Origin of the sequence: Chryseobacterium culicis (assembly GCF_002979755.1) — a bacterium.
GTDB classification, from domain to species: domain Bacteria; phylum Bacteroidota; class Bacteroidia; order Flavobacteriales; family Weeksellaceae; genus Chryseobacterium; species Chryseobacterium culicis_A.
This window is the reverse complement of the sequence record NZ_PCPP01000002.1, coordinates 655,377-681,530: the sequence shown is the minus strand read 5'-3', so window position 1 is coordinate 681,530 and position 26,154 is coordinate 655,377. Positions and strand designations below refer to the sequence as shown.

The 26,154-nt window shown below is 37.1% G+C and carries 23 protein-coding genes; 11 read left to right on the top strand and 12 right to left on the bottom strand.

All coding sequences use genetic code 11. The annotated features are described in order from the left end of the window. From rplD to CQ022_RS16105, 3 genes are all read right to left on the bottom strand, one after another. Complete coding sequence (gene rplD, locus CQ022_RS16115) at positions 1–630, bottom strand: 50S ribosomal protein L4 (RefSeq protein ID WP_105683332.1); 630 nt, start codon at positions 628–630, stop codon at positions 1–3. Further along, positions 621–1,244, bottom strand: a complete 624-nt coding sequence (gene rplC / locus CQ022_RS16110; protein WP_105683331.1) for a 50S ribosomal protein L3 — start codon at positions 1,242–1,244, stop codon at positions 621–623. The genes rplD and rplC overlap by 10 nt, the downstream gene beginning before the upstream one ends. 249 nt (positions 1,245–1,493) lie before the next feature. Beyond that, on the bottom strand, positions 1,494–2,258 hold the full coding sequence (locus CQ022_RS16105; RefSeq protein WP_105683423.1) for a DeoR/GlpR family DNA-binding transcription regulator: 765 nt from the start codon (positions 2,256–2,258) through the stop codon (positions 1,494–1,496). 116 nt (positions 2,259–2,374) lie between these two features. Between CQ022_RS16105 and CQ022_RS16100 the strand changes: the two genes are divergently transcribed. The 7 genes from CQ022_RS16100 to CQ022_RS16070 all read left to right on the top strand — a co-directional run bounded on the left by CQ022_RS16100 (position 2,375) and on the right by CQ022_RS16070 (position 11,574). Beyond that, entirely contained in the window at positions 2,375–3,973 is a 1,599-nt protein-coding gene (locus tag CQ022_RS16100; RefSeq protein ID WP_105683330.1) for a glycerol-3-phosphate dehydrogenase/oxidase, read from the top strand. Between the two features lie 10 nt (positions 3,974–3,983). Next, a complete protein-coding gene (glpK, locus tag CQ022_RS16095; RefSeq protein ID WP_105683329.1) occupies positions 3,984–5,480 on the top strand; it encodes a glycerol kinase GlpK in 1,497 nt (498 codons plus the stop codon). Between the two features lie 5 nt (positions 5,481–5,485). Beyond that, positions 5,486–6,235, top strand: a complete 750-nt coding sequence (locus tag CQ022_RS16090; protein WP_262497586.1) for an MIP/aquaporin family protein — start codon at positions 5,486–5,488, stop codon at positions 6,233–6,235. Between the two features lie 6 nt (positions 6,236–6,241). Next, on the top strand, positions 6,242–7,054 hold the full coding sequence (locus tag CQ022_RS16085) for a hypothetical protein (protein ID WP_408914964.1): 813 nt from the start codon (positions 6,242–6,244) through the stop codon (positions 7,052–7,054). 191 nt (positions 7,055–7,245) lie between these two features. Further along, complete coding sequence (locus CQ022_RS16080) at positions 7,246–7,668, top strand: hypothetical protein (protein WP_105683326.1); 423 nt, start codon at positions 7,246–7,248, stop codon at positions 7,666–7,668. A gap of 131 nt (positions 7,669–7,799) precedes the next feature. Further along, a complete protein-coding gene (locus tag CQ022_RS16075) occupies positions 7,800–8,777 on the top strand; it encodes a hypothetical protein (protein WP_105683325.1) in 978 nt (325 codons plus the stop codon). Between the two features lie 76 nt (positions 8,778–8,853). Further along, positions 8,854–11,574 carry a hypothetical protein gene (locus tag CQ022_RS16070; protein ID WP_105683324.1) on the top strand — a complete coding sequence of 907 codons (2,721 nt, stop codon included), beginning with the start codon at positions 8,854–8,856 and terminating at the stop codon, positions 11,572–11,574. A 61-nt stretch (positions 11,575–11,635) separates the two neighbouring features. On the opposite strand, the gene CQ022_RS16065 is transcribed toward CQ022_RS16070, so the two are convergent. The 9 genes from CQ022_RS16065 to rpsL form a co-directional block, all read right to left on the bottom strand. Continuing rightward, positions 11,636–13,888 carry a zinc-dependent metalloprotease gene (locus tag CQ022_RS16065; RefSeq protein WP_105683323.1) on the bottom strand — a complete coding sequence of 751 codons (2,253 nt, stop codon included), beginning with the start codon at positions 13,886–13,888 and terminating at the stop codon, positions 11,636–11,638. A gap of 147 nt (positions 13,889–14,035) precedes the next feature. Beyond that, positions 14,036–14,530 carry a low affinity iron permease family protein gene (locus tag CQ022_RS16060; protein ID WP_105683322.1) on the bottom strand — a complete coding sequence of 165 codons (495 nt, stop codon included), beginning with the start codon at positions 14,528–14,530 and terminating at the stop codon, positions 14,036–14,038. Between the two features lie 106 nt (positions 14,531–14,636). Further along, positions 14,637–15,833 (bottom strand): PepSY-associated TM helix domain-containing protein, encoded by a 1,197-nt coding sequence (locus CQ022_RS16055; protein ID WP_105683321.1) that lies wholly within the window; start codon positions 15,831–15,833, stop codon positions 14,637–14,639. A 272-nt stretch (positions 15,834–16,105) separates the two neighbouring features. Further along, a complete protein-coding gene (locus tag CQ022_RS16050) occupies positions 16,106–16,723 on the bottom strand; it encodes a hypothetical protein (protein WP_105683320.1) in 618 nt (205 codons plus the stop codon). 18 nt (positions 16,724–16,741) lie between these two features. Next, positions 16,742–18,913 (bottom strand): TonB-dependent siderophore receptor, encoded by a 2,172-nt coding sequence (locus tag CQ022_RS16045; RefSeq protein WP_105683422.1) that lies wholly within the window; start codon positions 18,911–18,913, stop codon positions 16,742–16,744. Positions 18,914–19,234: 321 nt separating this feature from the next. Beyond that, positions 19,235–19,540, bottom strand: coding sequence for a 30S ribosomal protein S10 (gene rpsJ, locus CQ022_RS16040; protein ID WP_002661363.1), 306 nt, complete (start codon positions 19,538–19,540; stop codon positions 19,235–19,237). A 16-nt stretch (positions 19,541–19,556) separates the two neighbouring features. After that, positions 19,557–21,674 carry an elongation factor G gene (gene fusA, locus CQ022_RS16035; protein WP_105683319.1) on the bottom strand — a complete coding sequence of 706 codons (2,118 nt, stop codon included), beginning with the start codon at positions 21,672–21,674 and terminating at the stop codon, positions 19,557–19,559. Between the two features lie 6 nt (positions 21,675–21,680). Then, positions 21,681–22,157 (bottom strand): 30S ribosomal protein S7, encoded by a 477-nt coding sequence (rpsG, locus tag CQ022_RS16030; protein ID WP_034694654.1) that lies wholly within the window; start codon positions 22,155–22,157, stop codon positions 21,681–21,683. 23 nt (positions 22,158–22,180) lie between these two features. Next, positions 22,181–22,594: a 30S ribosomal protein S12 gene (rpsL, locus tag CQ022_RS16025; RefSeq protein ID WP_002983146.1), complete on the bottom strand. Its 414-nt coding sequence runs from the start codon at positions 22,592–22,594 to the stop codon at positions 22,181–22,183. A gap of 458 nt (positions 22,595–23,052) precedes the next feature. Here rpsL and CQ022_RS16020 point away from each other — a divergent pair, with 458 nt between their 5' ends. The 4 genes from CQ022_RS16020 to CQ022_RS16005 all read left to right on the top strand — a co-directional run bounded on the left by CQ022_RS16020 (position 23,053) and on the right by CQ022_RS16005 (position 26,147). Then, positions 23,053–23,529 (top strand): Dps family protein, encoded by a 477-nt coding sequence (locus CQ022_RS16020; protein ID WP_105683318.1) that lies wholly within the window; start codon positions 23,053–23,055, stop codon positions 23,527–23,529. Between the two features lie 96 nt (positions 23,530–23,625). Next, a complete protein-coding gene (gene pncB, locus CQ022_RS16015; protein ID WP_105683317.1) occupies positions 23,626–24,804 on the top strand; it encodes a nicotinate phosphoribosyltransferase in 1,179 nt (392 codons plus the stop codon). 124 nt (positions 24,805–24,928) lie between these two features. Further along, the gene (locus CQ022_RS16010; RefSeq protein WP_105683316.1) at positions 24,929–25,399 is read left to right on the top strand and encodes a YciI family protein; all 471 of its coding nucleotides are present in this window, start codon (positions 24,929–24,931) and stop codon (positions 25,397–25,399) included. Beyond that, positions 25,380–26,147, top strand: a complete 768-nt coding sequence (locus CQ022_RS16005; protein ID WP_123864450.1) for a hypothetical protein — start codon at positions 25,380–25,382, stop codon at positions 26,145–26,147. The genes CQ022_RS16010 and CQ022_RS16005 overlap by 20 nt, the downstream gene beginning before the upstream one ends. The last annotated feature ends 7 nt before the right edge of the window (positions 26,148–26,154 follow it).

Sequence of the window (26,154 nt, the reverse complement as noted above, 5' to 3'; positions counted from 1 at the left end):
TTATTTCTTTAAATTTTCCTGGAATTTTTCAACTGCACCTTCGAAGAAAATGATCTCACCAGCATTTACTAAATCGTAAGAACTGATTTCGTTGAAGTTCATTACTTTAGTTTTAGGTAAGTTTCTTGAAGATAAATACACATTCTTGTTAGCTTCAGGAAGAACGAATAAAGATTTTTTACCGTTAAGTTCCAATGCATTTAATACATTGATGAAATCTTTAGTCTTAGGAGCATCAAAGCTCACATCTTCTAAAACTTTAATGCTGTTGTCTCTCATTTTCTGAGATAAAACAGATTTCTTAGCCAATCTCTTAAGAGCTTTGTTCAATTTGAATCTGTAGTCTCTTGGTTTTGGTCCGAATACTCTACCTCCACCTCTGAAAGTTGGAGATTTGATATCACCATATCTAGCAGATCCTGATCCTTTTTGCTTCTTAAGCTTTTTAGTAGAAGCAGTAATTTCGCTTCTTTCTTTTGCTTTATGAGTTCCTTGTCTTTGTGCAGCAAGGTACTGTTTAACTTCTAAGTAAACCGCGTGCTGATTTGGCTCAATTCCGAATACTGTTTCGTCTAGAGTTACTTTTCTTCCGGTCTCTTTTCCTGATGTATTTAATACTACTAGTTCCATTTTCTGATAATTACATAAGAATTTTTAGCTCCCGGAACAGCACCTTTTACTACTAAAAGATTTTGTTCTTGATCAACTTTTAACACTTGAAGGTTTTGAACAGTTACCTGCTCACCTCCCATTCTTCCAGCCATTCTCATCCCTTTGAATACTCTTGAAGGGTCTGAACCAGCACCGATAGAACCTGGAGCTCTAAGTCTGTTGTGCTGACCATGAGTTGCCTGCATTACACCTCCAAATCCGTGTCTTTTAACAACACCCTGGAAGCCTTTACCTTTTGAAGTTCCTGTTACGTCAACATACTCACCTTCGATGAATAAATCAACTTTTACTTCTTCTCCTACTTTCACATCAGCAAATCCATTGTGGAATTCTACTAATTTAGCTTTAGGAGCAGAACCAGCCTTTTTAAAATGGCCAGCTAACGCTTTACCAACGTTCTTCTCACTCTTGTCATCGAAACCTAACTGCACAGCTGTATAACCGTCGTTTTCTAAGGTTCTGACCTGTAAAACCGAGCATGGACCTGCTTGAATAACTGTACAAGGAATGTTTTTTCCTTCTTCGTTAAACAAAGATGTCATACCGATTTTTTTACCAATAATACCTGACATTGTTTATATTATAATAAAATTTATCCTTTATTTATCCCCATTTTTCGGAAGTCTGAAGTAATTTCTACTTTTGATATAGGCATACTACGCCCCTAAAATGAGTGTGCAAATGTATGAATAATTTTGTAACTGACAAATATTTTGACTAAAATATTTTGATTTTTAATCAATTAGATGATTTTAAAAAAATTCAGAACAAATTTCTCCAAGATTTATTTTGATTTTTAAAAAGAAATTAAGATGAAGACCTTACCGGGCAATCACTTTCACTCCTACTTCTTCCAGCTTAGCCCTGTCTTCAGCACAAATACCTGTATCTGTAATCAGATAATCCACCTGATCTAAATCCGCAATCTTTCCAAATCCTTTTTTATTCAATTTTGAGGAATCTGCGACAATAACCGTCTGATCCGCACATTCCATCATAATCTGATTCAAATGAGCTTCTGCAGCATTGGAAGTACTGATTCCAAATTCAGGATCAATCCCGTCCACTCCCATAAAAAGTTTATTACATGAAAACTGCTTGAGGATTCCTTCGGAAATAGATCCTACTATAGAAGTAGAGCTCTTTCGCACTTCTCCTCCTAATTGTATAATATTAATATTAGGATTATTACAAAGCTCAATGGCTACCCGTAAAGAAGATGTCAGTACAGTAAGCGGTCCAAAGTTCATCAGCATTCTGGCAAGATAATGCATTGTTGTTCCGGATGCCAGAATAATACAGTCGTTTTCCTGAATCAATGACAGTGCAGCTTTTGCAATAACCTGCTTGGCCTCCACATTGATATTTTCTTTTTCCCCAACATTTTTTTCATAAGCATATCTTACCTGCTTACTTGCTCCTCCATGATTTCTGAAAAGAAGCCCCAGACTTTCGAGATAGTTCAAATCCTTTCGGATCGTAACTGAAGATACATTGAGCCTTTCACACAGATCCTGCACAAGTACATGCCCTTTCTCGTCCAGCTCTTTAAGTATTTCATCCTGCCTTGGTAATAGCTTTTCCATTTTATTCGTTTCATCAAAAATACCGTTTTTTTTCGACATCTTAAAATTTCGTTTATTTTCTTTTTGCTTTCATTTTTAATTTATATATTTGGAAACGAAACATAAACGAAACATTTATGAAACGAAACGAAGAACTTAGTAAGTTAACCCATGTAAAAGAATGGGACTTTATTGTCATAGGAGGAGGAGCCAGTGGTTTAGGTTCAGCATTAGATGCTGTAAGCAGAGGATTCAAAACATTATTGCTTGAATCTCATGACTTTGCAAAAGCAACATCCAGCAGAAGTACCAAATTGGTACACGGTGGAGTTAGATATCTTGCCCAGGGAGATGTCGGATTGGTAAAAGAAGCATTGAAAGAAAGAGGACTCTTGGCAAAAAATGCAGCACATATTGTAAAAAATCAGTCTTTTATTATTCCCAACTATACATGGTGGGGAGGAATCTATTATAAGATAGGATTATCAATTTATGATTTTCTTGCCGGAAAACTGAGTTTAGGTAAAACCAAATACATCAGCAAATCAAAAACTGTTGAAAAGCTTCCTACCATTGAACAAAACCATTTGATGAGTGGTGTTGTTTATCAGGATGGACAATTTGATGATGCCCGACTTGCAATCAATCTTACCCAGACTATTATTGAAAAAGGCGGAAGCGCCGTTAATTATGTAAAAGTAGTTAACCTTCTGAAAGATGCTTCGGATAAGGTCATCGGTGTGGTTGCAGAAGATCAGTTTTCCAAACAGCAATATCAGATTCATGGTAAAGTAGTCATCAATGCTACAGGGGTATTTACCAATGATATTCTTAATATGAATAATCCTAAACATGGTAAACTGGTAGTACCAAGCCAGGGAATTCACCTTGTACTGGATAAATCCTTCCTGAAAAGTGATGATGCCATCATGATTCCGAAAACATCAGATGGCAGGGTTTTATTTGTTGTTCCATGGCATGACAGAGCTTTGGTAGGAACTACAGATACCCTTTTAAAAGATGAAAGTTTTGAACCGCGTGCCCTGGAAGAAGAAATCAACTTTGTTTTAAATACCGCAAGACAATATCTGGCAAAAAAACCAACACGTGAAGATGTAAAATCAGTTTTCGCAGGTCTTCGTCCGCTTGCTGCTCCTAAAGACGGAAGCAAAAGCACAAAAGAAGTTTCCCGAAGCCATAAAGTGATTACTTCAGAAACCGGATTAGTATCTATTATAGGAGGAAAGTGGACAACCTACCGTAAAATGGCAGAAGATACTGTAGACGAAGCGATGAAAGTTCACAGGTTGGGAAACAGCCCATCTAAAACTGAGCATCTTTCTATCCATGGAAATGTAAAACCAGAACAGGTAGACCGAACGAATCATCTCTATGTTTACGGATCTGATATTCCGGCTATCAAAGCATTGCAGGAAAGCAATTCGCGTTATGCTCAAAAGATCCACCCTGATCATCCTTTTACTGTAGCAGAAGTGGTATGGGCCGTAAGAGCTGAAATGGCAGAAACAATTGAAGATATTCTGGCAAGAAGAGTCCGTTTACTGTTCCTGGATGCAAGAGCAGCAATAGACAGTGCTCATAATATAGCGAGAATCATTGCTGAAGAAAAAGGATATTCTGAAGAATGGGCGCAGCAGCAGGAAAATGAATTCATTGAATTAGCAAGAGGGTATTTATTAACTCCTTATTCACCTAAAGTTATCAACCTAAATTAGCATTATATACATGAATGAAAAACTAATTCTCGCTCTTGATCAGGGAACAACTTCCTCCAGAGCGATTCTCTTCAACCATAGTGGAGAAATAGAATATGTATCTCAAAAGGATTTCAGACAAATATTTCCTACTCCGGGTTGGGTAGAACACGATCCCAATGAAATTTGGTCTTCACAGATCTCCGTAGCAGCGGAAATTATTGCGAAAGCAGGAATCTCCGGACTTGAAGTTGCAGCTATCGGAATTACCAATCAACGTGAAACGACAATCGTTTGGGATAAGGAAACCGGCGAGCCCATCTACAATGCAATTGTATGGCAGGACCGCAGAACTTCAAAATATTGCGATGAGCTGAAAGAACAGGGACATGCAGAAACGATCAAAGAAAAAACAGGACTTGTTCTGGATGCGTACTTTTCAGCAACCAAATTAAAATGGATTCTTGATCATGTAGAAGGAGCAAGACAAAAAGCTGAAGAAGGCAAATTATGTTTCGGAACCGTTGACACATGGCTTGTATGGAAGCTTACCCGTGGAAAAATGTTCATTACGGATGTTTCCAATGCCAGCAGAACAATGCTTTTAAACATTCATACACTAGAATGGGATAATGATTTATTAAAATTATTCGACATTCCTAGAAACATTCTTCCTGAAGTAAAACAGAGCAGTGAAATATATGGAGAAACTGCTACTACTCTATTCTCTACCAAAATTCCTATTGCCGGAATTGCCGGAGACCAGCAGGCTGCCTTATTCGGACAGATGTGCACCACTCCGGGAATGGTAAAAAACACCTATGGAACAGGATGCTTCTTATTAATGAACACAGGAACAGAAGCTGTTTCTTCTAAAAACAATCTTCTTACAACAGTAGCCTGGAAAATCAATGGAGAAGTCAACTATGCACTGGAAGGAAGTGTATTTGTAGGAGGAGCTGCCATTCAATGGCTAAGAGATGGACTTAAACTGATTCATTCCTCTGATGAAGTAAACAGACTTGCAGCCTCTGTAAAAGACAACGGTGGCGTTTATTTCGTTCCGGCACTTACAGGACTTGGTGCTCCTTACTGGGATCAGTATGCCCGTGGAACCATTGTAGGGATCACCCGCGGAACAACCGATGCCCACATAGCAAGAGCCACACTGGAAGGAATTGCATTTCAGGTTTATGATATTGTAAAAGCAATGGAAGCAGATTCAGGAAGAGAAAGTCTGGAACTGAGAGTAGATGGCGGAGCTTCGGCAAGTGATCTTTTGATGCAGATACAGTCTGACCTTTTCGGATTTAAAATCACAAGGCCAAAAACATTGGAAACCACTGCACTTGGAGCAGCTTATCTTGCCGGACTTGCAGTAGGATACTGGAAAAGTATAGACGAAATCCAGGAACAGTGGATTGTAGACAAAGACTTCCACCCTCAATTAGACAGAGAACAAGTGGATAAAATGACCCACTTCTGGAAGAAAGCGGTAAAAAGCGCTCAAAGCTGGATAGAAGATTAACTCACATATCAAAAAAAACTTATATGACCCCATTTATTGCAGAAGTTATCGGTACGATGCTTCTTATATTGTTAGGCAACGGTGTTGTAGCCAATGTTGTCTTAAAAGATACGAAAGGAAATAATTCCGGATGGATTGTGATTACTACCGCATGGGCATTAGCCGTATTTGTGGGAGTAACCGTTGCAGGGCCAATAAGTGGGGCCCATCTGAATCCGGCTGTAACGATTGGTCTTGCAGCTGCAGGGAAATTTTCATGGGATCTGGTTCCTTCTTATATCGCAGCCCAAATGATTGGAGGAATGTTGGGAGCTTTTCTGGTATGGCTGTTTAATAAAGATCATTTTGCTATTACAGAAGATGAAGGCGCGAAACTGGCTTGTTTCAGTACAAGCCCTGCCATCAGAAAACCCTCTTCTAATCTGATCAGTGAGATCATCGGAACATTCGTGCTGGTATTTGTTATTTTTCATTTTTCTGATCCGAGTATCTCTTTACAGGCAGACCCCACCGCCAAAGTAGGGTTAGGTACTGTGGGTGCTATTCCGGTTACGTTTCTGGTTTGGGTAATTGGTTTATCTCTGGGAGGCACTACAGGATATGCCATCAATCCGGCAAGAGATCTTGCGCCAAGAATCATGCATGCCATCCTGCCTGTAAAAGGGAGCAGTGATTGGGGATACGCATGGATTCCTGTAGTAGGTCCTATTACAGGAGCTATTATCGCAGCTGTTTTATATGGATTTCTAAAATAGTAACAGATGATGAGAAAAGTCTTACAAGGAATCTTCCTTCTTGCGATAGGCACAGGAAGGTTATTTTCACAGGAAAATGGCGAAACCAAGGAAACTAAAGAAGGGAGGCTTGACTTTACAGCCAACATTCAGAACAATCACCTATGGAGAGGCCTTATTATTACCGATAAACCGGTGGTAATGGGTAATCTGTCTTATGCCTTAGACGCAGAAAAGAAATGGAAAGTAGGAATCTGGGGAGCTTCTGCATTAGCGGATGATAAAGACAATACCCATTATAAAGAGATCAATTATTATGTTCAATATTCTGACGGACGTTTTTATATTGGATTATGGGATCTTTATAATTCCAGGAATATCAATACCGCAGTGGCCGCTGATGATATCTTCAGTTATTCGCAGAGAAGAACCGCTCATATCATTGATTTAAGAACAAACTACACTTTCGGACCTTCATTCCCGATTAATATTGAAGCTGATATTATGCTCTATGGAGGAGCTAATGCAGGAGAAGTTATCCTTGAAGCCGACGGAAGCTATAAGAAAAACAGATATTCTACCTACATTCAGGCAAGTTATCCTGTTATTAAAGGGCAGAAAGTAAATCTGGATGCATTTGTAGGAGCAGGATTTGCTCTCAACGACAAAACATTCCTGTATGGCAATGGTAAAAACAGTTTCGACATTGTAAATGTAGGTCTAAAGGCGGGAAAAGTGGTGAAGATCACTGATCATTACAGCCTTCCTGTATCGATGATGGCTATGTGGAATCCATCCAATAAGTATGCAAGAATTCAGCTTGCAGCAACTGTTTTTTAATTTGACTTTAACTCAATAGAAAGCCACTTCGTTTAGGAGTGGTTTTGTTTTTCAAAGTATCTCCCATCAGCTTATTAGATTTACCTCTTCAAAATAACCAATATGTACGGTACGTCTTTTACAGTTTACAATAACCGTATTTTTACGGTCGATGTTTTGCTTAAATATCTTTACTTTTGAAAAAAATATCTATGAAAAAGTTTTTCAGTTTAATGATTCTGTGCATCAGCATTTTTACATGGGCACAGCAGGCAGAGATTCCGTTTATTGGATACAGAGCTTTTGATATTATGAAAGGATATAGTGGCACTGGCACTCCTCATTATTATCTGGATGTAAAAAATAATGGAGATGTCCATTTTGGATATGTACAGGTGAATCAGGCTAGCGGAGAAGAAACAACAGAAGAAATCAATGCTGGTAAATACGCACCTAATAAGGTAATGAAAGTGGTTTTCAAAAAATTTGAAGAAACGTTTTTCGTGAAATTCGATAAAGAAAAAATTTACCTTACTGATGAAAAGGGAAATGTTAAAAACCTTGAAGGCTGCTGCTCATCGAGTGAGAGTCTCAATAAGGAAACATGTACATGTGAAAGCGAATTCTTCAAGTAGTAAAATCATATAGAGAGAGCCACTCCATTCGGGTGGTTTTCTTGTTGATCGGCTATCATTCTTTAATCACCGGGATTTTACGGTTTATATTCTGCCAAAATATCTTTAATTTTGAAGGGTGATTTACACCAATGAAAAATTTTAAATTATTATTTCTATTTCTCCTCCTTCTTATTGTATCATGCAACAGGAAAGAGCATCATTCTTACACATTTTATTACTGGAAAACCAAACTAAAGCTTGATCAAGAAGAGAAAAAAGTTCTGGATCAGGCAACTGTTCCTTATGTATATACAAGATTCTTCGATGTAGATAAAGTGAACGGAAAATTTCAGCCCGTTGCTGTTATCACCAAAGACCAAAGTTTTCAGACAGACAAGCAGATTGTTCCTACAGTTTTCATTACCAATCAGACGTTACTGGGTATTTCTGCAGAAGAGATCAAATTTCTGGCAGAAAGCATTCATCTATTGGTTCAAAAGAAAACAGAAGAATATCAACTGAAAACTTATCCTGAAATTCAAATCGACTGTGACTGGACTGCCGGAACACGGAACGATTATTTTAAATTTCTGAAAGAACTCAAAAAAGTTTCCGGAAAAGAAATTACCTGCACACTTCGTCTTCATCAGGTGAAGGATAAGAAACAAACCGGGATTCCTCCTGTGGAAAAAGTATATCTGATGTGCTACTCTACTTCTTCGCCATTGGAAAAGTCTGATAAGAATTCTATTCTGGATGTGAATATCTTAAAAAGTTATCTTTCAAAAATTGAGGAGTATCCTATCAAAAAAATTGAGGTTGCCCTTCCTATTTATTCATGGGGAATTGTCACCAACCATTTGGAAAAGCATAAACTCATCAATGCCTTATCGAAAAGAGATCTTGAAAATCCGAATTTCAAAAAGATATCCGACTATGAAATTGAGGTTCTGAAAGACGGATTCTACTTTGGAAGTTATTTAAACAAAGGCTTCAAAATAAAGGTAGAAGAAATATCTGAAGAACAGCTTGAAGAAGTAGTTTCCTTTTTGGAGAAAAAAATTCCACACTTTAATATTATTTATTATCAATTAGATAGTAAATTTGTGTTAGATCGGAAATTTTAAATCTCCCTGAGACAGAGACCTGCCAACTGCCAGAACCCAACCATACAATATTAAAACTAAAAACACTACACACCCTATGAAAAAGTATATTCTTTCACTTGCGGTTGTATCACTTTTCTATACACAATCTGATGCCTGTGCGTGGTCAGATCCTGATTATGATTACTTCAACCTTTTTACGCAAACCATTATCAAGGACAAAGCGTATCTTCCTTTTCTGCACAACTATTCAAGCAGATTTTATGGAGGTTACAACTCATCATTGATCCCTGATGACAATGTGGAAACATGGAAAAAGTTTTTTAATAATCAGCTCAGTTATTCTGAAACCCAGAATCTGGTGTACAAGATCAGCATGAACGACCTGAATGCTTTAAAGAACGGAAATCCCACAAATCCTCTTCTACAAAAGCTGGGTACAGGATTTTACTCAAAATATAAAGAGGCTATTGATTATTTAATTGAAGCCAAATATCTTGAGCCTTTTATGAGCATCAATTATGTTGAAAGTGAGAATTCATTTTATTACGACAGAGATGCCAGCAGAAAAAATGCAACAGCTCTTGATTATCATAAAACTATTGCCGCCTTAACTTCTTTGTACAATGCGGCAAGAAATCCCGAAATCAAACAACGTTACGGGTATCAGCTGGTTCGTCTGAATCATTATACAAGAAACTATGATTCTGCACTACAGGCTTTCAAAACTTATGTGGCTCCTATAAAATTAAAAGGATCGGTTTACTTCATGTCTCTGGATCAACTGGCAGGAGCACAAAGAGGATTGGAAATGAACGGTGATGCCAACTGGAACTTCTTTCAGGTATTCATGAATAGTAAAGACCGTAAGGAATCTGCATTTGTTTCTATGAAGCTTTCTGATACGGCATCTTTCAGCAATATCATGAAAAGAGCCCATACGAATGAAGAAAAGAATATGGCTTATTTCCTTTTAGGGTATGAAGACTTCAACAATCCTATTCCAATGATGGAAAAGATGTATGAAATCAATCCTGATTCTGAAATCCTGAAAGTAATGGCTGCCAGAAGTATCAATGAGCTGGAAAGAAGCTATCTGCCTACGTATTACTATACTTCGGAGGCTCAAAAGGTATCGGCAAAAGAAAACTCTACGGACAACGCTGCAAAAAACAATTCTACAGCTCAAACGAAACCTGAAGTAAAGGAAGAAAAACTTTCTTTCTGGCAGAAAATTGTAAGGTTCTTTAAAAATCTCTTCGGCGGTTCCAAATCTGAAAAAACAGGTGATAGTGCTAAAGCTGATCAAAGTGATGATGAGTTATTCAGTAATCCTGACCGAATTCCATTCTATAACAGAACAGGTTATTATTACGATGAAAAAACACAGGATTTCCTTGATGATCTGGAGAAATTCACTGATAAAACAAAAGAAAAATCCAAAGATGAATACTGGCAGATTGCCGATGCTTATCTCAAATTTTTAAAGAAAGATTACAAAGGAAGCTCTGAAATTCTGGACGACATCAAAACAGCTAACCCTGAATATATGGAGGAAATCAAAAGAATGAAAGTTCTGAATGATATTGTTTCTCAGCCTAAAATTGATGCAGAATATGAAGATCATCTGATGAAAGATTATGCGGAATATTTCGTAGAGAAAAAAGTAAAAAAAGATACCGCTGCTACAGATAATTTCGATTATTATGGTGACGTGCCTTCTACTGCAGATTTCCTTAAAGATGTTATTGCTAACCGTTATTTCCTTCAGGGAGAAGACGGAAAATCTTTCCTGATGAACAATAAGCTTTCTGATCTCCAGTACAATCCAAATTCCAACTTAGTGAAAAGTGTGGAAGAGTTTTACAGAAAGCCCAATAAAACTCAGTTTGAACAACAGATCATTGCCAAAAATATGGACAGCGTAGGCAATATTGATGCCTTCTTCAGTACCATTTATGGAGACAGAGCCATGAGGCTTGCCGATTTTGAAAAGGCAAAAGCTTATTATGGAAAAGCAAAAAACTTTGCCGGTATTCCAAGACAGAATTATGAATGGACAGAAAAGAATGGTCAGACCATCACTCCAAAACAATATGCACCTGCAGAGTATGACGGATTTAAAAACATTTCAAATCTGGTATTCGGACATAATGTTTGGGAAAGTTTCGGAAGCCCTGATGCTGAAAGTATGAAAGCCGAGAACTATACAGATTTCCCTTTCATCAAAACAAGTATGGATAAACTTGAACTGGCAGACGCACTGATTCAACTTAAAAAGATTGGAAACGGAACGGATGAAAAAGCAGCAAAAGCCAACCAGCTTATCGGAAACTTATTGTACAACACGTCCATTTTAGGCTATTACCGTCAATTGTTTGTTATGGATATTGACAATAGCAACGGAGGTAAATACGACTTCTGGAATACGGACAGAAAGAATCCTTATAAGTATTATTATAAAAACTTCCTTGATACTTCTTATATTGAACCTGACAATTTTGATCTGTCTATCAATTATTATCAAAAAGCGCTTAAGCTTTCCAATAATAAAGAAGAAAAAGCAAGAATCTTATTCCAGATGGCAAGTGCCGAACAGGGTAAATATTACCAGTATGAAGCGAAGGCTCCAAAAGATTTTGATTATTCAGATCCGAAATGGTCTGAAAAAGAAGAGGCCCGCCAAAAGGAAATGGACCAACTTAAAAACCAGAAATACAGAACTTACTTTGCTCAGCTGAAAGCTCAGTATTCTGACACTGAAACAACGAAAAGCCTTATGGGCAGCTGTAGTTATTTCAGTTATTTCATGAGATAATATCTTCCATAAAAAAACCTCTGAGTGATCAGAGGTTTTTATTTTTGGTATTTTTACCGTATTATTTTTTCACAAATTTAGTGGTGCTCTTCTCTTCTTTATTATTGATTGTAATAAAGTAGATTCCTTTCACAAGTGTTCTTACATTAATTTTACCCTCTCCAATGGTTCCTTTTGCAATCACCTGTCCCGGGGCATTGAAAATTTCATAAGAAGCGTTTGAAGAAACATTCATGACATTCAATACATCTTCTACCGGGTTCGGATAAATCTTAACCGATTGGGTACTTCCAGCTTCAGAAACAGCCAATAGGCTGGATACGGTAGCCTGCTTCGCTGCGTAGAAAACATTTCCGATAGCTGACACTCTCAGGTGAATGGTTTTTCCGGCTAAAGATGCAGGAATGAAAACACTTGCCGATCCGTTATTTGGTACTGATGCCGCCAGATCATTCCAGGTTACTCCACCATCTTCTGTATAATCAATTTTAACATTCGCTACATTATACGGAGAAGCCGTAGTTCCGGAAACCGTCCATGCAATAGTAGAGTTGGCATTAGGAGTCAATGATGTTGTATTAACGGTAAACGCAGCCGCATTCCCCACAACTACAGTCTGTGTAGTATGAGCGGTCTGAGCCTGCCCTCCCGGTTTATTATCTCTTACCGTTACACGGAAGTTTGTTGTTCTTGCTACTGTACTGGCAGCTTCAAAATCTGTTGTATTTTTTACAGCACCGCCAAGCACGGTAGCCAGTTTAGGAAAATATCTTGTAGGACTTGCAGTAGGTGCCCAGGATCTGAAATTCGCTCCTGAACTTGTATTTCCAATATTATTTTTGGTTACTCCATTGCCTAAACTGCTCGGATTTACCTGTTCCCAGCAATAGGTCAGTGCATCTCCATCCGGATCTGTAGCTGATGCCGTCAACACAAATGCTGTAGATTTTGGAATGGTATAAGTAGTAGGCATTGCTGTAACCACAGGTGGGTTATTGGTAATCGGAGTTTCAATATCTGCCGTTACAGACGCAAGATTGGTCTGTACCTGCTCAATACTTACATTATGAAAATATACGTCGGAATGCTTTTGTACATCTGTATTTGGACCTGTAATTCCTGCATATCCCATGATGGTAGATCCTGAACCTGGTTCTACTTCCTGATTCAGAAAATTCTCGTAGAAACTGTATGTATGGGAATCTCCCAATTGGTGCCCGATCTCATGTGCTACAAAATCAATATCAAAAGCGTCTCCACTTGGTGGTAATTGAGCAGTACTGTTTTGGTTCCATGTTCCACCAGCGTAATAATCAATGCCAGGGGAAGTATATCCACTTCCTTTATAATTGCCTGGAGAAGGTGAGTTTTGACAATTAGGATCAATACTTGTAGAGGTATCATTACTTCCGATACAACCGATACAACCGGCACTTCCACCGCCACCTGTTGCTCCAAATAAATGTCCTATATCAAAATCTGCATCTGTAACACCGTATGCTCCTCCATGTAATGTATTCATTAATTCATTATTCCATTTACACATAAGACTGGATTCGCTATAAGGATCATTGGCAGCATCTGTAAATATTAGGTTGGGAGCATTAATCGCATTAACATGTACATTAAATTCTTTTTCAAGTACACCATTCACTCTTGATAAAGTAGCATTTATTTGGGTAAGAGCACCTGCTGCCCCTCCAAAGAAAGCAGTATATTCCCCTGTTACGGACATTGCCAGTCTAAGGGTGTGGAATGTTTTATTATTTGATTTTGCTGTAGATCCGGAGTTCATAAGCTTCTGCATTCTGGCAACAGCTTCTTTATCTTCTTTTGTATTACACACAAATGCATGTCCGTTCTTATTAGTCTTCCCATGCACGGAATAATAAGCCTTATCAGAGGTTGCAGGTTCTATAAATTCATATTGCCCGTCGGCACCAATAATCATAGACTGGAAATCATTGGGAGCAACGCTGAAACGGATGTATTTGGTTGGATCATCAGTTCCAATCCCTACATAAGATCCTAACTGATATTTATTAGCCAAAGTTTCATCCATAACCGGAAAACTGTTGACGGTAAATTTTTCTATTTTTCCATTAAGAGTAGGAATATTGATAGTGATGGGAGAACCTTCACCCATTTTAGGAGCTCTTAGCAACTGCGTTCTTATCTGATCAATATCAAGCTGGTAGTAAACAGAACGATCACTCTTTTTTATTATTTTCTGTTGAGGCAACCCTGTACTCCATTGTGCATTTGCTGATATTGCGAACAATAATATCGGCAAGCAAAATAATTTTGTTTTCATATATTTTTTTTCAATAAATGTAGATATTTATCAAAAAAAACACGAAAAACCAGATAGAAAATCAAAAAAACACCCCAAAACCGTTATAACACCCACTAAAAAATTAAAAATAAACCACAATATTCAAAATATTAAGAAAATTTTTAATCAATTCTTTTTTTGTTCTTGTTTCTGCAACCATTCTTCATGTTTTCTTTTGAAGAATTCATATTTGTAATCCTGGTTTCTCTGTGCAGCATCTATGGAATGAGACGTATGAATATCGGCATCTTTTTTGGCAAGCTGCCCCAGTTTTTCATAATAGATATGGAGCTGATCGAGTTCTGCTTCCGTAAGATCTTCAATATCTACAATACGGTTGCTTGCTTTTTCATGAGCGGCAATCAGTTCATTCAGTTTGATCTGTATGGCTTTGGAGTCTTTGTTCTGAGCTTTCTGAATCAGAAATACCATCAGGAAGGTAATGATTGTTGTTCCGGTATTGATCACGAGCTGCCAGGTTTCAGAATAATCAAAGAAAGGACCGGAAACCGCCCATATTACAACGATGAGAAAAGCTCCCATAAAAGCATATGGACTCCCTGTAAATTTGACAGCCCAGTTTGAAAATTTTTCAAAAATATGATGATCCTTATGACCCATAGCCTCAGTTTTTAGAATAATAAATGTATAAAAAATTAATCTTAAAACAGGAAAAGATAAAGCATATGAGGTATCTAAATATTTCAGGGCAGGTTATTTCTACCTTTTATTTTATTTTCCTGAATCTGTGCCACCAGATCATAAATCCTGTTATCGGCAGAGAACAGCCAATCAGAGAAACTATAAAATAGAAAATAATACTTGGAAGTCCCATAATTTCTCCGGTATGTAAGGGTTTTGCCAACGCTGTAAACTGTTTGTTCAGGGGTTTGTCTGAGAACAGTTCTTTTGTTTTGAAAACTCCGGTTTTATCAAAAGTAACTTCATCAGGAAGCATCATTCCAAGGAAGTTCTGTGTGTTCGTTTTGATCACAACATACCGTGGGTTTTCTTTATTGGGCAGCTCTATACTCGTCACTGCATGGTAAGGTAAATGATGATCTGCCAGTTTTAAAATTTCACCCACTGAAGCTGAGGCAGCCTCTTTTAGATTTTTCTTTTCATCCTGCTTTTGGAGCATATCTTCCAGAAGCCCTCCGAAGGCATCGTCACCACTGTTTTTTTCTTTTGAAATATTGTGTATTGATGATCCTCCCAGACTTACAATAAGAGCATTCTTCACCCAAGGATAAGTGACATATAATCCGGTAACAGCTATAAAAAACAGCATCAGAAAAGTATAAAACCCAAGGGTATTGTGCAGGTCATAATTAACCCGCTGGAATTTTGCTTTGAACATAACGGTTAATCCCTGTTTCAAAAACTTCAGCTTTTTCGGAAGCCAGAGGATTAAACCTGAGATCAGCAGAATACAAAAGACTAAAACTGATGCTCCCACAATCTGTCTTCCTACATTTCCCATCATCAGATTCCTGTGAAGATCAAGAACTGTTTCAAAAAACTGAACGGAACCCACATTGGCCTGCCCCAGGACTTTTCCTGTATACTGGTTATAGTAAGTGCTTTTATCCAGATTATTCTCACGGTAACCAATCACAAAGCTTTTTCCTTTATCATCGGAAATGATCATAGAGGTAAGTTCTTTATTTTGTTTTAATAATTCTGCCCGGATAAGATCGGGATTCATAACTTTTCCTGAGCCCTGACTGATATAAATTTTATCTCTGTTGCTAAAATCTGTGATTTGATTTTTGAATGCATACAGACATCCGGTAAGACACATCACAAAAACAATGACACTTGATAAAAGGCCCAGCCAGAGATGAATAATCCACATCAGATATTTGGTAACTGATTCATTTTTTCTTCTTTTTCTGTAAAGGCTTTTGAATAATACTCTCATTGTTTAACAGCAAAAACATTAAGACAGTTTTACCGTCTTAATGTTTTAAATTAAAAATTGATATGAATAAATTAAAAAAAGTTAATACAAATTCGGGCAAGGAAGCATAAAGCTTATGATGGAAGTTATTTTAGTCTAAAAGATTACTGGTTTAACTTTAATCTACATTCACCAAATTGAATACGTTTTCTTAAAAGTCAGTAAGAACTTTTAGCCCAATATCATATCCATTTCCTCTTCCTGCTTCCAGCCCTTACTGGTATCAATGTCGTTTATTTTCTTCCTTTGAACTGAACTTCTTTCACGATTTCTTCAAACTTCGTATAGTGTTCAGGGCTCAAAGCTTTCTGAATAGCTGCTTTTCTCTGGGTATCAAATTTCTCCCAGTATTCTTTAGCCAAATCATTATTTCCGTGATAGACATCGTGAGCATCATTGAAGGCTTTTTCAAAAGCATCATTGGCTGCATTCACCATTTTGAATTCATCATCAGAAAGCTGAGCTTCGGTTTTGATTTTTTCCAATAATGCGTTGTCATATCTTGGTCTCTTTCTGGAATTTTCATCAACAAATTTGTTGAACTTTTCCATTTGAGGCGCATCTAAAACAGTAGCCATTTCGATAGACTGCTGTGCTCTCAGTTCTTCATTTTTGATTCCTAAGGCTACGCGGTCCATGTTACCACCCTGGGCTTTTGCTGCCTGAAAGTTCTGTTCCTGAAGCTGCTGATATTTTGCAGTGATTTCATTAAAGTTCTTTTCCTGTTCAGCTGTAAGCTTTACTTCTGTTTTAAACTCGTTATAGTCTATTCCTTTCTTTTTATCTCCGGAACAAGATGCAGCCGCAGCTCCAAGCGCCAATGCTAAGAATACCGTTTTGATACTTTTCATATTGAATAATTTTGTTGGTTAGAATTTATAGTTTACCTGTACAGCAAAGTTTCTAGGCTGAATCTGATCTATGTATCCTCCTCTGAAATAAGAATTATATCCTACTGAATCAAAGATGTTATTGAAGAATCCTCTTAATCCCAATCCATTTTTGAAGGAATATCCTATCTGGGCATCTACCGTAGTATATTGCGGCATGAAGAAAGGTTTTTCTCCTGGCTGAGTTCCATTCACATGGCCATTTTCTGTATTGGTATATTGTTGTTTATAGTCATCCACTGGTCTTTGCCCAACAAAATAGATTCCGGCTCCTACGTCAAGACCTGTTAACATCCCTGTATCGAATTTATAATTCAACCACGCATTAGCAGAATGTTTAGGGGTATTAATAGGTGCTGAACCATTCACAAATGAAGGGCTGTCTTCATATTGTGCATCCACATAAGCCCATCCCGTCATCACTTGTAGGTTTGGAAGAATTTTACCTATCAATTCAACTTCAACACCCTGTCTTTTTAAGTTACCGGCAAGAGCATATTTTCCGGTAGGGTTTCCGCCATTAAGAAGTTCATATGATAAATTATCTGTCTTGATATCAAAAAGAGTTACATTAAATCTTAATCTTTCATTCAGCCAGTCTGATTTAATTCCAGCCTCCCATTGTTTTGTAGTAGATGCTCCTACAGTTCCTCCGCTGAACAATACATTATTGGAACTTCTCAACGCTGTAGTGCTTGTATAGGAACCAAATATGTTCATATTTTCAATCGGAGAAATCATAATCCCCAATGAAGGATTCCAGGCGTAGTCTTTTTCTTTATCTGAGCCAATGAGTCTGCTGTAACGAACTCCTAAATGAGCTTTAACATACTTATTAAAAGTAATGACATCCTGTGCCATTAACCCCATTGTAGGTGCTACTGTATTAATAGCGTTAGCTGTTGATAAGTCTATATTAACTCCTGCAGGAAGAATATTGTTGATTTCATTCAGGACATTGATCTGGTCAACATCTTTAGCTTTATACGAAGTCGTTGTAACATTAGATTCTTTCCAGTCAAAACCTACCTGAAAAGTGTGTTTCATGAATCCTGTCATGACATCAGCTCCAATAAAATCGAATTGAAATACTTTATTTAAATCCTCTCTATCAGATCGGGTTAATGTTCTGTTACGGAACTCTGTCGGATTATCTCTCTTTAAAGGAGCCAGTGCTGCACCTACAATTTCAGTCTGATAAGATGAGCTCATATAAGCCGCTCTCAATCTCAATTTCTCAGTCAGCTTTCTTGTAACCGTTGTTGAGAAGTTGAATGTTTCAGTCTTTGCCTTATCTGTAGAAAATCCAAGGAATTTTCTTCCCGGCATTTTGTATATTGCTTCAGTATCTCCTTTGGCAAGGTTTACAGTTCCTCTATCCGGTGTTGTATTGTTATGCATATAATCCATTTCCACCACAATCTCAGTTTTATCGTCCGGGCGGATGGCAATGGATGGATTTACGTAAATACGCTCTGTATTAATAAATCTTCTGAAGCTATTATTATTTTGGTAAGCTGCATTGAGTCTGACAGCAACTTTCCCCTGAGAATCTAATACTCTCTGGAAGTCAACTGTTGGTCTATAGAAATCCCAGCTTCCGTATCTGAAACCAACATTAGTCTGATTGATAAATTTAGGAACTTTAGTGACCACATTAATCACTCCACCTGCAGAACCTAAACCGTCACCTATTCCCTGTGTTACAGCAGCAGATCCTTTAATTATCTGAATACTTTCTATTCCCTGCATATCGGTAAGCATTCCTGCAGTACGGAAATCAGAATCCATCTGAACTCCGTTCTTTAAAACCGGAACTCCTCTGTATCCTCTGATAGACATACTTTCTCTGGTTCCCCCGTAGCTACCGAATTGAGTTACTCCAGGAACATTCTTTGCAACGTCTGTAACCGTTAACCCTCCTAGATCCTCAATTACTTTATGGGAGATTACTGAAATACTCTGAATCTGATCTCTGGTTTTTAATGGCAATCTTGTGATTGTTTCCAAACCTTGCGGTTGCTTTTTTCTTTCACCGAATAATTCTACTTCGTCAATTTCCTTCGACTTTTTAATAGAATCATTAACTTTCTGTGCATTTACAAAAACCCCACCTAATACAAGCAGAGAAAAGGATACTACTTTATTCATCTGATAATTTTTTGCAAAATTATTATTTTTATTCATTCTAAATAAATAAACGAGAGTGACATATGTCACCTGAAAAAGAAGTATGAATATCAGATCATTAATCCTTCCGTGGGACTCTTTAAAATCCCTAAACAGATCCACTCTATCATTAAGGGTAATCTCCTTAACACTTTTTATGATTATAGAAAGTACAATGCAAAAAAAAGCAGATTTGACGGTTTTCAAATCTGCTTTTGATCGTTTTGATTCCGAAGCAATCCTAAAAAAAAATCCGTCCCTAAAAAGGAACGGATTGTATAATCATTGCAAAGTATGCATTTATCACACTTTAATTTCAACGTCTACACCTGAAGGAAGTTCTAATTTCATTAGAGCATCAACAGTTTTAGAAGAAGAAGAGTAGATATCCATTAGTCTCTTGTGAGCTGAAAGTTGGAACTGCTCTCTTGCTTTCTTGTTTACGTGCGGAGATCTCAATACTGTGAAGATTCTCTTATTCGTTGGCAATGGAATTGGACCGTTTACAACAGCACCAGTAGCCTTTACCGTTTTTACGATTTTCTCAGCAGACTTGTCTACCAAGTTGTAATCGTAAGATTTTAGTTTTATTCTGATTCTTTGTGACATTTCTTTAATTTAAAAATTAACCTTTTGCTTTAGCTATGATTTCTTCAGCAACGTTTTGTGGAGTAGCTTGGTACTTCTCTAATTCCATAGAAGAAGTAGCTCTTCCTGATGAAAGTGTTCTTAGAGTAGTTACATATCCAAACATTTCAGAAAGTGGAACAGAACCTTTGATTACAACAGCACCGTTTTTCTCTTCCTGACCACTGATAGTACCTCTTCTTTTGTTAAGGTCACCAATGATGTTACCCATATATTCTTCTGGAGTTACAACTTCCAGTTTCATAATAGGCTCCATAATTACTGGCTTAGCAGCACGTCCCGCTTCTTTAAATCCTAATTTAGCAGCCATTTCAAATGAAAGAGCATCAGAATCCACTGCGTGGAAAGATCCGTCTTTAAGAATAACTTTAATACCTTCAACTTCGAAACCAGCCAAAGGACCGTTTTTCATTGCAGCTTTAAAGCCTTTTTCAATTGCAGGAACAAATTCTCTAGGAACGTTACCACCTTTGATCTCATTGATGAATTCTAAACCAATTTTACCTTCTTCTGCAGGTCCTAGTTCAAATACAATGTCAGCAAATTTACCTTTACCACCAGATTGTTTTTTGTAAACTTCTCTGTGTTGAGCAACTTTTGTTAAGTTTTCTTTGTACTCTACCTGAGGTTGTCCTTGGTTTACTTCAACTTTGAACTCTCTCTTCATACGGTCAACAATGATATCTAAGTGAAGCTCACCCATACCAGAGATAATCGTTTGTCCAGAAGCTTCGTCAGTTCTAACCGTAAACGTTGGATCTTCTTCAGCCAATTTAGCTAAAGCGTTACCCATTTTATCCTGGTCAGCTTTAGTTTTAGGCTCAACAGCGATACCAATTACCGGATCAGGGAAAACCATCGATTCAAGAACGATTGGGTTTTTCTCGTCACACATTGTATCACCAGTTTTGATAGACTTGAATCCTACTGCTGCACCAATATCACCAGCTTCAATATATTCTACTGGGTTTTGCTTGTTAGCGTGCATCTGATAGATTCTAGAGATTCTTTCTTTATCTCCTGAACGAGTGTTCAAGATATAAGAACCAGCATCCAGTCTTCCAGAGTATGCTCTGAAGAATGCTAATCTTCCCACGAACGGGTCAGTAGCAATCTTAAATGCTAGAGCAGAGAAAGGCTCATCTACAGATGGCTTTCTTGTAATTTCAGCATCTGTTCTTGGGTCAGTACCTTTGATATCATCTTTATCCAATGGAGAAGGCAAGTATTTACATACTGCATCCAACATAAACTGTACTCCTTTGTTCTTGAATGAAGAACCACAAGTCATTGGGATAATAGATAAATCGATAGTAGCAGCTCTCAATGCAGCATTAATTTCTTCTTCTGTAATTGAATCCGGATCTTCGAAGAATTTCTCCATCAAAGTTTCGTCATATTCAGAAACAGCTTCTACTAATTTCTCTCTGTATTCAAGAACTTCATCTTTCATGTCTTCAGGAATTGGCACTACTTCGAAAGTAGCTCCTTGTCCTGCTTCATCCCAGATGATCGCTCTGTTTTTAATTAAGTCAACAACACCTTTGAAATCTTCTTCAGCACCGATTGGTAAAACGATTGGAACTGCATTAGATCCTAACATCTCTTTAACCTGGTTTACCACGTTAAGGAAGTCAGCACCTTGTCTGTCCATTTTGTTTACAAATCCCATTCTTGCAACTTTGTAGTTGTCAGCAAGTCTCCAGTTTGTTTCAGACTGAGGCTCTACTCCATCTACTGCAGAGAATAAGAATACCAATCCATCTAATACTCTTAAAGATCTGTTTACCTCTACTGTGAAGTCAACGTGTCCCGGTGTATCAATGATGTTGAAGTGGTAAGGTTTTGTATCAGCAACAGGTTTTCCTTGATCTGTTGGAAAGTTCCAAGAACAAGTGGTAGCTGCAGAAGTAATAGTAATACCTCTTTCTGCTTCCTGCTCCATCCAGTCCATTGTAGAAGCACCATCGTGAACTTCTCCAATTTTGTGGTTTACCCCTGTATAGAATAGAATCCTTTCTGTAGTGGTAGTCTTACCTGCATCAATGTGAGCAGCGATACCAATATTTCTTGTAAATTTAAGATCTCTTCCCATTTCAGATTAGAATTTGAAGTGTGAGAAAGCCTTGTTAGCTTCCGCCATTTTGTGAGTATCAGATTTCTTTTTGAAAGCAGCACCTTCTTCTCTTGAAGCAGCTACAACTTCGTTAGCTAATTTCAAAGCCATAGACTTATCATTTCTAGCTTTAGAATATTTGATTAACCATTTCATTGCCATAGAAATCTTTCTATCAGCTCTGATTGGCATAGGGATTTGGAAGTTAGCTCCACCTACTCTTCTAGAACGTACTTCTACGTGAGGCATTACATTTGTAAGTGCATCTTTCCAGATTTCAAGTGCAGTTTTTTCGTTATCTCCTTTTTTAGTTTCTACGATCTCTAGTGCATCATAGAAAATTTTGAATGCGATTGACTTCTTACCGTCAAGCATTAAGTTGTTTACGAATCTCGTTACCAATTGATCATTAAATTTCGGATCTGGTAACAACGGTCTTTTTTTCGCTTTTGTCTTTCTCATTGCTTTTGTACCTTATTTAATGATTATTTTTTCTTTCCTTTTGCAGGTGCAGCAGCTGCTTGTCCTGGTTTAGGTCTCTTAGCTCCGTACTTAGATCTTCTCTGAGTTCTTCCATTTACACCAGCGGTGTCTAATGCACCTCTTACGATGTGGTAACGTACTCCCGGTAGGTCTTTCACCCTTCCGCCTCTAACCAATACTATCGAGTGCTCTTGAAGATTATGTCCTTCGCCCGGGATATAGGCATTAACTTCTTTACCGTTAGAAAGTCTTACCCTTGCTACTTTTCTAAGTGCAGAGTTAGGTTTCTTAGGTGTAGTTGTATATACTCTCGTACATACACCACGTCTTTGTGGACAAGAATCAAGGGCAGCCGATTTGCTCTTCTTGGCAAGCGTGGCTCTTCCTTTTCTTACTAATTGTTGAATAGTAGGCATTTAATTGCTTTTTATTTTAGGGTGCAAAAATAGTAATATTTTTTTAATCTGCAAACACTTATATAAAAATTAAAATCAAATACTTACATCCCAAATCAATCCCATTTCATAAGTACCATTATGGAAGTACAATCTACATGCGGAAAAGAGACCGAAAAATTTATATTCCGGAGCTTTAAAAAATGGATATTAAATAATTATGAAATTTATCTTTTTAAAGATGATGTATAAAATTTTTCATTGTAAACAGATTCCGGACTCCTTCACCGATATATCCAAACTATATTAAAAAACTTTCTTATAGTTATCATCTATTAATAATTAGAGGAGTTCGGCACGATATTTCGTAAATTTGAAGTAGATAAAATGATAAACGATCCATCACATCAACAAAGCTTCTTCCTATACTTAATGGAAGCTGTGATGGTATAAGACCTTAAAAAAATAAATATATACATATGAAAAATGCAAGTATTATTGGCCTTAAAGAAGCCGACTGTAAAAACATTTCAGAAAAATTAAATGTACTGTTAGCGAACTATTCTGTATTCTATCAGAACACCAGAGGTTCTCACTGGAATATTAAAGGAGAACAGTTCTTCACCCTTCACCCAAAGTTTGAAGAATTGTATAACAGTCTGGTTTTAAAGATTGATGAAATCGCAGAAAGAATTCTTACCCTGGGCGCTACTCCTGCACATAATTATTCCGATTATTTAAAGGTAGCAACCATTAAAGAAAGTAAAGAAGTGACAGACGGTACTAAAAGTGTTGAGCAGATTCTAAATTCATTTAAAGTAGTCATTGATCTCCAGAGAGAACTTTTAGACATTACAGATAAAGCTGGAGATGAAGGGACCAACTCTCAGATGAGCGACTATATTACGGAACAGGAGAAAGAAGTTTGGATGTACAATTCTTATCTTGGAAAATAACTCCATCAAAAGCATGGAAATATTTCAAAAAAATCGCCTTACATTTAGGCGATTTTTATTTTTTATTTTTATATTTGCGTTAAAATGACACATATTATGAAGGACGTAAGATTAAACTCTATTCTCGATAATGATTTCTATAAAATAACCATGCAGAATGCGGTGGTAAAACTATTCCCGGGTTCTATTGTAAAATATGAATTTATCAACAGGGGAAAACACCACTTTCCGGATGGATTTGATGCAGCTTTAAGAGAAGCTGTTAATAAGATGGCCGAACTTAAGCTTACAAAAGACGAAAAAAAGTTCATGGCGAGAACCTGTCCTTATATCGATCTTCCTTATCTTGATTTTTTAGAAGGGTACCATTATGATCCATCTGAAGTAAAAATACACCAGGAAGGAGGCGATCTTTCCGTTACGGTGGAAGGTCTTTGGTACAGAACCATCCTTTGGGAAGTACCATTGCTTGCACTGATCAGCGAGCTTCATTATGAAATGAACCACATGGAAAGAGATTCTAATGAGGTCGTCATGAGCAAGACGATAGAAAAAGCAGATTCACTAGGCAGACTTGGAGTAACATTTGCAGAATTTGGAACCAGAAGAAGACATTCTTATAAGGTACAGAATCTGGTGATGGAAGCTTTGACCCAGAAAAAAGAATCAACTTTTATCGGAAGTTCAAATGTTCATTTTGCTATGAAGTATGGTGTAAAACCTATCGGAACACACGCACACGAGTGGTTTATGTTCCATGCTGCTGAATATGGATTCAAAATGGCCAATGAAATGGCACTGGAACATTGGGTAGATGTTTACAGAGGTGATCTTGGAGTTGCCTTGTCTGATACTTATACTACCGATGTTTTCTTCCAGCAGTTTGACAAAAAATTTGCAAAACTTTTTGATGGGGTACGTCATGACAGTGGTGATGCTTTAGAATTTGCAGACAAAACAATTGCACACTATCAAAGAAATGGCATCAATCCTATGTTTAAATATATTATTTTTTCTGATGCATTAAATCTTGAAAAAGTAGAAGAAATCACCAATTACTGCAGAGGAAAAATTGGGATCTCATTCGGAATCGGAACCAACCTTACCAATGATGTGGGATTAAAACCAATGAACATTGTGATGAAACTCATCGGTGTACAGGCTCCCAATAAAGAATGGATTCCTACTGTAAAACTTTCTGACGAACATGGTAAATACACAGGCGATCCAAAGATGATTGAACTGGCGAAAGAATTTTTAAGAATAAAAGATTAAAATAAACTCATCTGAACAATAAGATAAACCTCGTATCCATCGAGGTTTTTTTGTATCATATCATCATTTGAAATTCAATTTAGAAATCTTTAAGATTTTATTATATTTATCAAAATAAAACAAGATGAAATCAAGAACTTTACTCATCGCAGGTCTCCTCATATCAGCATTATCTTTTGCTCAGGAAAAGAAAGCAGATAAACCTAAATACAATCAGGAACTGGCAACCTCTTTAGGGGCTGACAAATATGGAATGAAACCTTATACTATTGTCATGCTGACAACAGGCACCGCTAAGATTGAAGATAAAGCCAAAATGGGTGAACTCATGAAAGGCCACATGACCAATATCGGGAAACTGGCAGATGAAGGTAAAATTGTTGTCGCCGGACCTTTCCTCGAAAAGAATAAAGAAAACTACCGCGGCATGTTTATTTTCAATACCAAATCTAAAGAAGAAGCCGAACAATGGGTAAAAACAGATCCTGCAGTTCAGGCTGGTGTTTTCAGTTATGAAATATTCTCCTGGTACGGTTCTGCTGCCCTGCCTTTGTATCTTAAACATCATGATGAAGTTGCAAAAGAAAATCCTTAAACAATATAAAGCACGAATTCCATTTGTGCTTTTCTTTTTATTATTAATGACAGGCTGTACAAAAGGGCCGTCCTTTTTCGAATTTACCACTGAAAAAGTTGACAGAGATATTGTTGAAGATTTAAAAAAAATAAAAAACTTACCTCATCCAAGATTACTCTACAGTGATACAATATATGAAGTATGGAAAACCTGTTCCGGAGAATGGGGAGGAACTGTTTATTTTAAAAATAAAAAAACAAACAAAATATATAACGCAAGAGCAACCTGTCCAGTTTCTGTAAATAGAATTAATAATAAGTATTATATCTCAAATTCTTTGTCACATCTTTCTGGAAGCTCTGATATCATGGAAGTTATCGATCCTGAAAAAATGGAACAGGCAACTAAAATTCCGGTTTATTATCCTGACATTATTACAAGGGAATATGAATCTCACTCATCAAAGGGAACAAAAAAACTGATAGAGTCCTTTGGGACTCTAATTATGTCAAGCTTTGTCTATAAGCAAAAATTATATTCAATTTTATTACATTACGATACTAATCAAGTTACAATTTCGGAACTCCGAGACAACAAATTCTATACGATACAGGAAATTGACAAAGATCTTTTTTCCGATGATCCTTTAATTATAAAAAAGTCAGAAAATTATCAGAAGATTTATCTTCAGCACCCCAATCCAAGGATTCTTGAAATTAATGAAAATAAAATCAGGTTTATTTCTTATACGAAGAGTAAAAAGTAAAAAGGCC

Excerpts from the sequence above, each read along its gene's own strand:
- CQ022_RS16055 (WP_105683321.1), bottom strand. The coding sequence starts at position 15,833 with ATGAGAGTATTATTCAAAAGCCTTTACAGAAAAAGAAGAAAAAATGAA.
- CQ022_RS16080 (WP_105683326.1), top strand. The coding sequence starts at position 7,246 with ATGAAAAAGTTTTTCAGTTTAATGATTCTGTGCATCAGCATTTTTACA.
- CQ022_RS16020 (WP_105683318.1), top strand. The coding sequence starts at position 23,053 with ATGAAAAATGCAAGTATTATTGGCCTTAAAGAAGCCGACTGTAAAAAC.
- CQ022_RS16065 (WP_105683323.1), bottom strand. The coding sequence starts at position 13,888 with ATGAAAACAAAATTATTTTGCTTGCCGATATTATTGTTCGCAATATCA.
- CQ022_RS16050 (WP_105683320.1), bottom strand. The coding sequence starts at position 16,723 with ATGAAAAGTATCAAAACGGTATTCTTAGCATTGGCGCTTGGAGCTGCG.
- CQ022_RS16045 (WP_105683422.1), bottom strand. The coding sequence starts at position 18,913 with ATGAATAAAGTAGTATCCTTTTCTCTGCTTGTATTAGGTGGGGTTTTT.
- rpsL (WP_002983146.1), bottom strand. The coding sequence starts at position 22,594 with ATGCCTACTATTCAACAATTAGTAAGAAAAGGAAGAGCCACGCTTGCC.
- CQ022_RS16010 (WP_105683316.1), top strand. The coding sequence starts at position 24,929 with ATGAAATCAAGAACTTTACTCATCGCAGGTCTCCTCATATCAGCATTA.
- pncB (WP_105683317.1), top strand. The coding sequence starts at position 23,626 with ATGAAGGACGTAAGATTAAACTCTATTCTCGATAATGATTTCTATAAA.
- rpsJ (WP_002661363.1), bottom strand. The coding sequence starts at position 19,540 with ATGTCACAAAGAATCAGAATAAAACTAAAATCTTACGATTACAACTTG.
- CQ022_RS16070 (WP_105683324.1), top strand. The coding sequence starts at position 8,854 with ATGAAAAAGTATATTCTTTCACTTGCGGTTGTATCACTTTTCTATACA.
- CQ022_RS16105 (WP_105683423.1), bottom strand. The coding sequence starts at position 2,258 with ATGGAAAAGCTATTACCAAGGCAGGATGAAATACTTAAAGAGCTGGAC.
- CQ022_RS16085 (WP_408914964.1), top strand. The coding sequence starts at position 6,242 with ATGATGAGAAAAGTCTTACAAGGAATCTTCCTTCTTGCGATAGGCACA.
- CQ022_RS16100 (WP_105683330.1), top strand. The coding sequence starts at position 2,375 with ATGAAACGAAACGAAGAACTTAGTAAGTTAACCCATGTAAAAGAATGG.
- rpsG (WP_034694654.1), bottom strand. The coding sequence starts at position 22,157 with ATGAGAAAGACAAAAGCGAAAAAAAGACCGTTGTTACCAGATCCGAAA.
- rplC (WP_105683331.1), bottom strand. The coding sequence starts at position 1,244 with ATGTCAGGTATTATTGGTAAAAAAATCGGTATGACATCTTTGTTTAAC.
- fusA (WP_105683319.1), bottom strand. The coding sequence starts at position 21,674 with ATGGGAAGAGATCTTAAATTTACAAGAAATATTGGTATCGCTGCTCAC.
- CQ022_RS16060 (WP_105683322.1), bottom strand. The coding sequence starts at position 14,530 with ATGGGTCATAAGGATCATCATATTTTTGAAAAATTTTCAAACTGGGCT.
- CQ022_RS16075 (WP_105683325.1), top strand. The coding sequence starts at position 7,800 with ATGAAAAATTTTAAATTATTATTTCTATTTCTCCTCCTTCTTATTGTA.
- glpK (WP_105683329.1), top strand. The coding sequence starts at position 3,984 with ATGAATGAAAAACTAATTCTCGCTCTTGATCAGGGAACAACTTCCTCC.
- rplD (WP_105683332.1), bottom strand. The coding sequence starts at position 630 with ATGGAACTAGTAGTATTAAATACATCAGGAAAAGAGACCGGAAGAAAA.